The sequence below is a fragment of the Pantoea sp. R102 genome (assembly GCF_004916815.1).
GTDB classification, from domain to species: Bacteria; Pseudomonadota; Gammaproteobacteria; order Enterobacterales; family Enterobacteriaceae; genus Pantoea; species Pantoea dispersa.
In genome coordinates this window covers 1-7,876 of record NZ_SDFT01000239.1, presented here as the reverse complement: position 1 = coordinate 7,876, position 7,876 = coordinate 1, and the positions used below count along the sequence as shown (strand labels likewise).

The 7,876-nt window shown below is 59.9% G+C and carries 7 protein-coding genes and 1 pseudogene; 1 reads left to right on the top strand and 7 read right to left on the bottom strand.

The window, feature by feature from the left end; all coding sequences use genetic code 11:
* Nucleotides 1–88: 88 nt before the first annotated feature.
* The 4 genes and pseudogenes from ERD80_RS20650 to ERD80_RS20635 form a co-directional block, all read right to left on the bottom strand.
* Nucleotides 89–619 (bottom strand): annotated as a pseudogene (locus tag ERD80_RS20650) (iron chelate uptake ABC transporter family permease subunit); the annotation flags it as partial.
* Nucleotides 612–1,436: an ABC transporter substrate-binding protein gene (locus ERD80_RS20645; protein WP_136548361.1), complete on the bottom strand. Its 825-nt coding sequence runs from the start codon at nt 1,434–1,436 to the stop codon at nt 612–614. The gene ERD80_RS20645 and the pseudogene ERD80_RS20650, both read right to left, overlap by 8 nt.
* On the bottom strand, nt 1,433–2,464 hold the full coding sequence (locus tag ERD80_RS20640) for a ChuX/HutX family heme-like substrate-binding protein (RefSeq protein WP_136548359.1): 1,032 nt from the start codon (nt 2,462–2,464) through the stop codon (nt 1,433–1,435). Before ERD80_RS20640 ends, ERD80_RS20645 begins: the two co-directional genes overlap by 4 nt.
* 50 nt (nt 2,465–2,514) lie before the next feature.
* On the bottom strand, nt 2,515–4,881 hold the full coding sequence (locus tag ERD80_RS20635; RefSeq protein ID WP_136548357.1) for a TonB-dependent receptor: 2,367 nt from the start codon (nt 4,879–4,881) through the stop codon (nt 2,515–2,517).
* A 342-nt stretch (nt 4,882–5,223) separates the two neighbouring features.
* Here ERD80_RS20635 and ERD80_RS20630 point away from each other — a divergent pair, with 342 nt between their 5' ends.
* Nucleotides 5,224–5,511: a SelT/SelW/SelH family protein gene (locus ERD80_RS20630; RefSeq protein ID WP_021506610.1), complete on the top strand. Its 288-nt coding sequence runs from the start codon at nt 5,224–5,226 to the stop codon at nt 5,509–5,511.
* Nucleotides 5,512–5,516: 5 nt separating this feature from the next.
* On the opposite strand, the gene ERD80_RS20625 is transcribed toward ERD80_RS20630, so the two are convergent.
* The 3 genes from ERD80_RS20625 to ERD80_RS20615 form a co-directional block, all read right to left on the bottom strand.
* Nucleotides 5,517–6,056 (bottom strand): PadR family transcriptional regulator, encoded by a 540-nt coding sequence (locus tag ERD80_RS20625; protein WP_021314062.1) that lies wholly within the window; start codon nt 6,054–6,056, stop codon nt 5,517–5,519.
* 85 nt (nt 6,057–6,141) lie between these two features.
* Nucleotides 6,142–6,915, bottom strand: coding sequence for a siderophore-interacting protein (locus tag ERD80_RS20620; protein ID WP_136548354.1), 774 nt, complete (start codon nt 6,913–6,915; stop codon nt 6,142–6,144).
* Between the two features lie 376 nt (nt 6,916–7,291).
* Nucleotides 7,292–7,876: DnaJ C-terminal domain-containing protein (locus tag ERD80_RS20615; protein ID WP_282183389.1), on the bottom strand; the 585-nt coding region annotated here is incomplete at its 5' end.

Genomic DNA, 7,876 nt, shown 5'->3' with positions numbered 1-7,876 from the left:
GCATTGCGCGCTTTATCAGGCCGGTCGCTGTCGCTCATGTCAGTGGCTGGAAAAACCCTATCCGCAACAGCTGAGCGACAAGCATGCGCAGCTGACGCAGCTGCTGGTCGTTGCTCAGCCACGACAGCACGCCAACCGCCGCGCCGCATAGCGCATTAATCGCAATCCCCACCAGCAGCAGGCGCGCCAGCTGGCCCTGCGCCAGCCGGCTAAAGCTGAAGATCAGCAGCGTCACTACCAGGCTGCCGGCAAACGCTGCCAGCGAGGGCAGCCACAGCGCCAGCAGCGGCGGCAGGCTGACCGGTAGCACCACTGAGAGCGCCACCGCCAGCCCGGCACCGCTGCTGATACCCAGCAGTCCGGGATCGGCCAGCGGATTACGAAACAGCCCCTGCATCACCGCACCGGACACCGCCAGCGCCATGCCAGTCAGCACCGCCAGCAATACGCGCGGCAGGCGAATTGTGAGCCAGATTTGCCAGGCCAGATCGCTAAGCGGCGCCTGCCACAGCGTGCGCAGCGACAGCGGCATCGCGCCGAGGTTGGCCGCCAGCAGCATGCACACCAGCATGCTGATACTCATTAACATCAGCCAGCGCATCATCAGGCGGTTAATCATGCTGCACGGCTTCCGCCGCATGGCGCAGGCGCAAAATCGCGTCCGGCGTATCGAGGCCGAAACTCAGCAGCGCCATCTCATCAATCACCAGCAGCGCGTGATGCTGGCCAGCCGGCGTCAGCTGCAGGCCCGGCAGCGCCCACACCGCCTGTTCGCCTCCCAGCGTGCGCAGCCCCTCTTCGCCGACCACCACCAAATCCGGTGCCGCCGCCACGACGCCCTCCTGCGACAGCTGCTGATAGTGCGGCACCGCGCCCATGGCATTGACCAGGCCGGCAGCGCGAATTGCGCCGTCAGCGCCAGTCTTTGCACCAGCCGCCTGGGTGCGTAAGCCGCCGTGTGCCATGATAAACAGCACTTTCACTGGCAGCGGCTGCTGCGGTAGCTGCTCACGCTGTTTGTTGACCTTGTCGATCAACGCGCGGGCCGCCTGTTCACGCTGCAGCGCTTTGCCAATAGTGGCGATTTTGTCCGTGATGGCATCGAGGCGGTTATCCCCACTGACCTCCACCACCGTTACCCCGGCGTCCGCCACCTGCTGCAACACCAGCGACGGTTTAGCCAGCGCACTGGCCAGTACCAGCGTCGGTTTCAGTGCCAGAATGCCTTCCGCGTTGAGCTGGCGCATATAGCCGATATCCGGCAGCCTGGTGGCCGCCGCCGGATACTGGCTGGTGCTGTCGCGCGCCACCAGCCGCGCCTGCGCATCCAGCGCGTAGACGATCTGCGTTACATCGCCCCCGATAGTAATGATGCGCTGCGCCGCCCACGCCGGCAGCGTCAGCAGAGCAAGCAGTGTCAGGATCAGCGCTTTCATGCGGCGGCTCCTGTCGGCGTCAGCGCCATCACCTGCTCGCGCCAGCGTGCCTGTTCCGGCGTGCCCTCGCTGCGCTGGCCGTACAGCTGGGCAATCTGCGTGCCATCGGCAGCGAACAGCTCCAGACTGGTGACGAAGCCATCGCCGCCCGGCTTGCGCGTCACCCAGCTCTCGTGAATGCGATCCGCCATCAGATGCAGCGTGAACGTGGGGTTAAAAACGTTAATCCAGTTATCCAGCGGCACCACTTTCCCGATAGTGCCGGTAAAGATCTGGGTACAGCCGCGATTGCCGACGAAAATCATGATTTCATTGCCATCCTGCTGTACCTGGCCCAGCAGCGTTGCCAGCGCGGTGTTGCTCACCTGACGCGCTAAATCATCCGGCACCGCGCGAAACGCCTGCGGCCGCGAGAGATGGTGACGCTTCAGCAGGCCAAAGAACTGATGCACATCGGTCATGGCACGCCACTCCGCTTCGACAGTGCCGGCATCCACCCTGTCGCTGAACGGCGTGGCGCTGACCGGCTGCGGCTGCAGCTGAGGCGTGTGCGCCAGCCGGAAGCGCTCAATCAACGCCTGCCACGCCGGCATCTCCGTGTGCGCGGTGGTGTAGATTTTCAGCACCGCATCAGCGTGACGATCGAAAATCTGTATGCTCTGCCGTTCGCCGTGCGCGGTCTGCTCGTGCAGGAAGAAAGCACTGTGCCACTGCGCAGGAAACAGACGCTGGTCGAGCGCACGCGGATTAAGCACCAGCCCGCCATGTTCGCCGAGATGCAGATTGCTGTAGGTTCCCACCTGTTCGTGCACCGCCCAGGCATTGCGCGTAATACTTTTGGTCTCACCCACTGCCGCCAGCGCCGTCAGCAGCGCCGGAAAATCGGCGCGCAGCGGCTGCGCGTCGTGGCCCACACGCGCTTCGCACAGCTGTGCTTCCCCTATGCCCATCAGCGCGGCTAAATCACGCGCGTACATTTTTGGCTGCTGGCCTTTCAGCGCCAGATAGTGTTGATAGCGTTGATGCATTGCGCTTGCTCCCGTGAAAATGCCCTGCGCCACCGCAGGGCGAAAAGTGATTAGAAGTCGACGTTCACGCCCAGTTGCCAGGTGCGTCCCGGCATCACGGCCAGATTGATGTCGTTGCGCTCCTGCGCGCTGGCGCTGGTCAGCGTGCGGCTGCTGAGGTAATCCCAGTATTTACGATCGGTAATGTTGTAGACACCGCCGCTCAGCCTGACGTTTTTTGTCAGCTGCCAGTACGCGGTGGCATCGATCAGGCCATAGCCCGGCACGCGCATGTATTCGCTGCTGGCGTCGCTGATGGCCGCCCCGCTGTTGTTGTAGCTCTCACGGTTGGTGGCGCTGGCCTGTTTGCCTTTGACGAAGGTGGCGGTGAGCGCCGCGCCGTAACCGCGCGCTTTGTCGTCCCACGCGACGCCGACAATCGCTTTCAGCGGCGCGACGCTGTCGAGATCGATGTATTTGTCGCCCAGATAGCGGGATTTCGCTTTCCCCTCGCTGTAGCCGAGCGCGAACGTGCTGCTCAGGCCATCCACGGTCGGGAACCAGCTGCCGTAGTTGACGCGGGTGCTGATCTCCGCCCCATAAATGTAGGCTTTGTCGCGGTTCTCAGCCTGATAGCTGGTGTAGATGTTGGCCGGAACATTGACGAACATCGCCGGGTTGGTGGCGCGGCGATAGCGGGTGTAGGCAATAAAGTTTTTGTAGGTGTTGTAGAACACCGAGGTATTGAGGGTGATGCCGTCGGTCGGCTGTCCTTTCAGACCCCACTCAAAATTGTTGCTGGTCTCGGTTTTCAGATCGGCATTACCAATCAGCGCATACTGCGCGCTGCCGGCGTAGCTTGAACCAAGGTTCCACGAGCCGTACAGCTGGCTGGTGGTCGGGAACTCCACGCCGCGCTTATATTGCAGCCAGGTGGTGAGCGCCGGATTGATATCGTACTGGAAGGTCAGTGACGGCAGCACTTCGGTGTCTGAATTGGTCTTGCCGTACAGTTTTTCCACCTGCTCTTCGGTCAGCACCGTGCTGCCGTTGGTCAGATCGCCGAGGTTCTTCGGTTTGGTGCTTTGATGAATAACGCGCACGCCGGGAATCACCGCGAAATTGTGGCTATCGAGATCGAAATTGATTTTATCCTGCAGATAACCGGCCACGGTCCAGGAACGGCTGTCTGACTGCGGCTGGGTAATGGTGCCGAAGGTGCCCGGGTTCGGCGCCTGGCGGAACGGACGCTCGCTTTTCTCCACGCGCGCGTTGACGCCGCCGCTCAGCTCGTGGCGGCCGAGGGTTTTGCTGGCGCGCGTGTCAAACCCTAAGGTATCGACGTTGTAGTCAGAGTAGACGAAACCGTACTGACTGGCGCTGGTCGGTAACCAGGTGGTGTCGTGCGCCTCGGTTTGCTGCCAGTAAACCCGCGTGGTCAGCGTATCGATCATCTCGTTGTACGGTGTCCACTCATCGGCAAGATTAATGCCCCAGCGGCGCGAATCGCTCTGCTGTTGCGCAGTGCCCCAAATAGTGTTGCCGCTGCTGCTGTCCCAGGTATCGTAGTGGGTGTGATTGGTTTTGTGGTAGTAGTCGAAGGTGGCGCTCAGCTTGTGCTGATCGTTTGGCTGCCAGATGCCCGACGTCATAAAGGCATCCGAGTGCCAGTTGGCCGGGTAGGCGTCTTTTACGCCGCTGTTGTTGCGCGTCTGCTGGCCGTCGCGGCGGCTGTAAACAAACAGGCCGCGCAGTTCATCATCCCCTGCCGCCGCAGTGATGCCGTTGTGCCAGCTGCGATCTGCCGAACTGTAGTCGCTCTGATAACCGAAATAGTGGGTTTTATCGCTGCTGAGATAGTCGTCCGGCGACTTGTTATGAAACGATACGTTACCGCCGATGGCGGTGTTAGGTTGTTCCACCGATGTAGCGCCCTTCTCAATTTCGACGCTGCCAAACATATACGGGTCGATGTAGTCGCGACCAATACCGAAGGTATTGTTACCGGCGCGACTGACGTACGGACGACCGGTGGCGTCCGGCACCGGAATGCCATCAATATCCAGACCGACACGGTTACTTTCCAGCCCGCGAATGTTGTAGCCGGTATAGCCTGCACGGTCAAAGCCGCTTTTACCGGCTGACGAACCGCCCGCCGCACCAGTGGCGCTGACCAGCGGCTCATAACGCATGATCGAACCGAAGTCATTGGCGCCGCGTTTTTGCAGATCGCTGGCGGTGAGCGTGGTTTTGCTGCCAGCCTGCTGCTTAGGTGCGGTAACGGTCATTACCGGTTCATTGCTGCTGTTGTTCTCTGCGGAACGCGCCAGCGTACTGCTGTCGCTGGCGGCATAGCTGCAGGCTGCGTGGATAGCAGAGGCAAGGACAGCGACGTTAAACAGACGCTGCCGGAAATTTCCCTGAAGGTGTAAAGACATGCGCGAAATACCTGGTTAATTGTTAGTATTCGCTCACTTATTTGCTGCCAGAAAACCACGGCTTTATGCTAAAAACCGTGAAACAGCGCGTCACGCTGGCCAGATAATGTTATCGATCCCGGCACCTGTGGCGCAGTGTCATGCGCGCTTCAGTGCAATGCTGCCGGGTGTCACTGGCAGCGGCGCCGCAGGGATGCCTGTGGGATTTATAGAGAGTAAAATGATGGCGAAAACAATTTAATGCAATTGGTAATCATTATCAATATCATTTGCATCAAGATGTATATTTGTGCGCACAATTTGTTAACCCATGATTAATCAAGCACTAACAGGAGGGATAGGATGGCAGATAAACCGGCAGTAACCATTCACTACTGTACCCAATGTAACTGGCTGCTGCGTTCGGCATGGATGGCGCAGGAGTTGCTGCATACCTTTGCCGGCGATCTCAGCGCGGTTACGCTTCAGCCCGGCAGCGGCGGCGTGTTCGAGATCAGCATTGATGGTCAGGTGATTTGGGAACGCAAACAGGAAGGCGGCTTTCCCGACGCGGCGGCGCTGAAACAGCGGGTGCGCGATGTCTGCTGGCCGGATCGCGAACTGGGGCACGTGGACAAGAAGAAACCGTAACGCGCTTAGCTGTTGGCGATCTTCTCTGCCGCGTCCTGCAGCGCCGCCACGACAATTTCCACCGTGGCCGGTGAAATCTGCTCCTGCGACAGCCGGTGATTGAGCGTATAGCGAAGCGTATGGATCGCCTGCTCTACCTGCGGAATGCTGCGGTTGTTGACCAGAATCGCCAGCGAAGTGAGCCGCCCGATAATCACCGCCACGTTTTCGCCATTTTCCGCCAGCAGTGCGCGGCCCGCATCGTTGAGCGCGTAGGCTTTGCGCGTAGCCTGGGCATCCACCACGCGGATGGCGTCCATCTCTTCCAGCAGCGTCAGGTTGGGATAAATAATGCCGGGGCTGGGGGAATATTCGCCTTTCGACAACTCTTCCACCGATTTGATCAGCTCATAACCGTGCGCCGCGCCGCTGGCCAGAAAGTGCAGCATCAGCAGGCGAATATCACTGGCATCCAGCATCCTTTCGCGCCGCTTTCTGCGTGCGCCGGCACAGCTGGCACGCTGTGCCGCATCGGCGTGCTCTGGAACATCCCGCTGCTGTTTCATCGCCTTCCCGGGGTCAGTTGAGGGAGGTTGATAGTAGTCTGGTGCCTGGTAAAATTCAACACAGGCGGCAGCAGGCGGGCGCCGGTTATTTCTGATGCCAGTAAGCGACGGCGCGCACCAGGTCGCTGTGCGCCGCACGTTGCTGAGTAAAGTAATCGCTCAGCTGTTTCACCGCCGCGCCTTCGCCGGTCAGCCAGATGAAGTAGTCATCAGCAGGCAGCACAATCGGGTCCAGCAGCGGCATCAGCGCCTCAGCCTGCATGTTGCCGCTGCCGAGCCAGCTCACCGTGACGTCCGGCAGGTCGCCAAGATACGCGCGGCCGACCGGCTCATCAACACAGGCCAGCAGATGAATCTGTTGTGCCTGCATTTCCTGATAGCGGCGCTTAAATGCCGGCAGACCGGTCTCATCGCACACATAAATCTGACAGGCATAATCCACCGGCACGACGCATGAGCCGCGCGGGCCGCCCATCGCAATGCGATCGCCCGGCTGAGCGGCACTCGCCCAGCTGCTGGCGACGCCGCCGTCGTGGATGTAAAAATCCAGCGTCAGCGAATCGCTGCCGTTAAAGGCCAGCGGCGTATAGTCGCGCGCCGCCGGACGCACGCCGTCAGGCCAGACGATGCCTTCGTCGGTCATGTGTGGCAGCGCCAGCGCACCGCCCGGCGTATCCGGGAAAAACACTTTGATGTGGTCGTCAAAAGAGGGCGAGTGGAAACCCGCCAGATCGCTGCCGCTAAAGACGATGCGCCAGAAGGCATCGGCCACCCGCGTTTTGCTGGCGACGGTGATGTGACGGAAGCGTAATTCATTGCGCACGCGTTGTGGAGCGCGATGGTGAGTCGGGTTTGGCAACGTTTCTCTCCCTGCAGCGACGGTCCCGCGCTACTGCGCTGCCGCACACCGCTGATGGTGCATGTTATCGAAAATCATTCTCATTAAACGCCTTGCAAGATACCTATGATATATTTTCGACGCAATGCCGAAAAATGCTATTGGCGAAAACGGAACCGGTTTTTGCAAGATGAGGAAGCGTTTTTTGGCGCGGATTTTCACGGCTTGAGGTCGCCATAAATGGCGACCCTACAGCGTGTCAGCGTATTTTTGAAAGGTAACAGCTGTCAGGGATGTGAATGACGAAAAACAATGCCGTTGAGTATTTGCACGGCAGAATTGCGCATAAAAAAAAGCGGAGAGTTGCCTCTCCGCTTGTTACTGTCTGCGCACCCGATTAGCGGGTCAGATCGTCAAAGAACTTCTTTACGCCGTCGAAGAAGCTTTTCGAACGCGGGCTGTTTTTCTCGCCGGTGGGTCCGCCGAAGCTCTCTTCCAGCTCGCGCAGCAGCGCTTTTTGCTTGTCGTTGAGGCTGACCGGGGTTTCCACCACCACGCGACACAGCAGATCGCCGACCGCACCGCCACGCACCGACTTCACGCCTTTGCCGCGCATGCGGAACAGCTTGCCGGTCTGGGTTTCTGCCGGCACTTTCAGCTTCACGCGACCGTCGAGCGTCGGCACTTCAATCTCGCCGCCCAGCGCTGCCATGGCAAAGTTGATCGGCACTTCGCAGTACAGGTTGTTATCTTCACGCTCGAAGATCGGGTGTTTCTTCACCGAAACCTGCACGTACAGATCGCCAGCCGGTGCGCCATGTTCGCCCGCTTCACCTTCTCCGCTGAGGCGGATACGGTCGCCGGTATCGACGCCCGCCGGGATTTTCACCGACAGCGTTTTCTGGCGCTCAACGCGGCCATGGCCGTGACAGGCGTTGCACGGATCTTTAATCACCGAGCCGCGACCGTGACAGGTCGGACA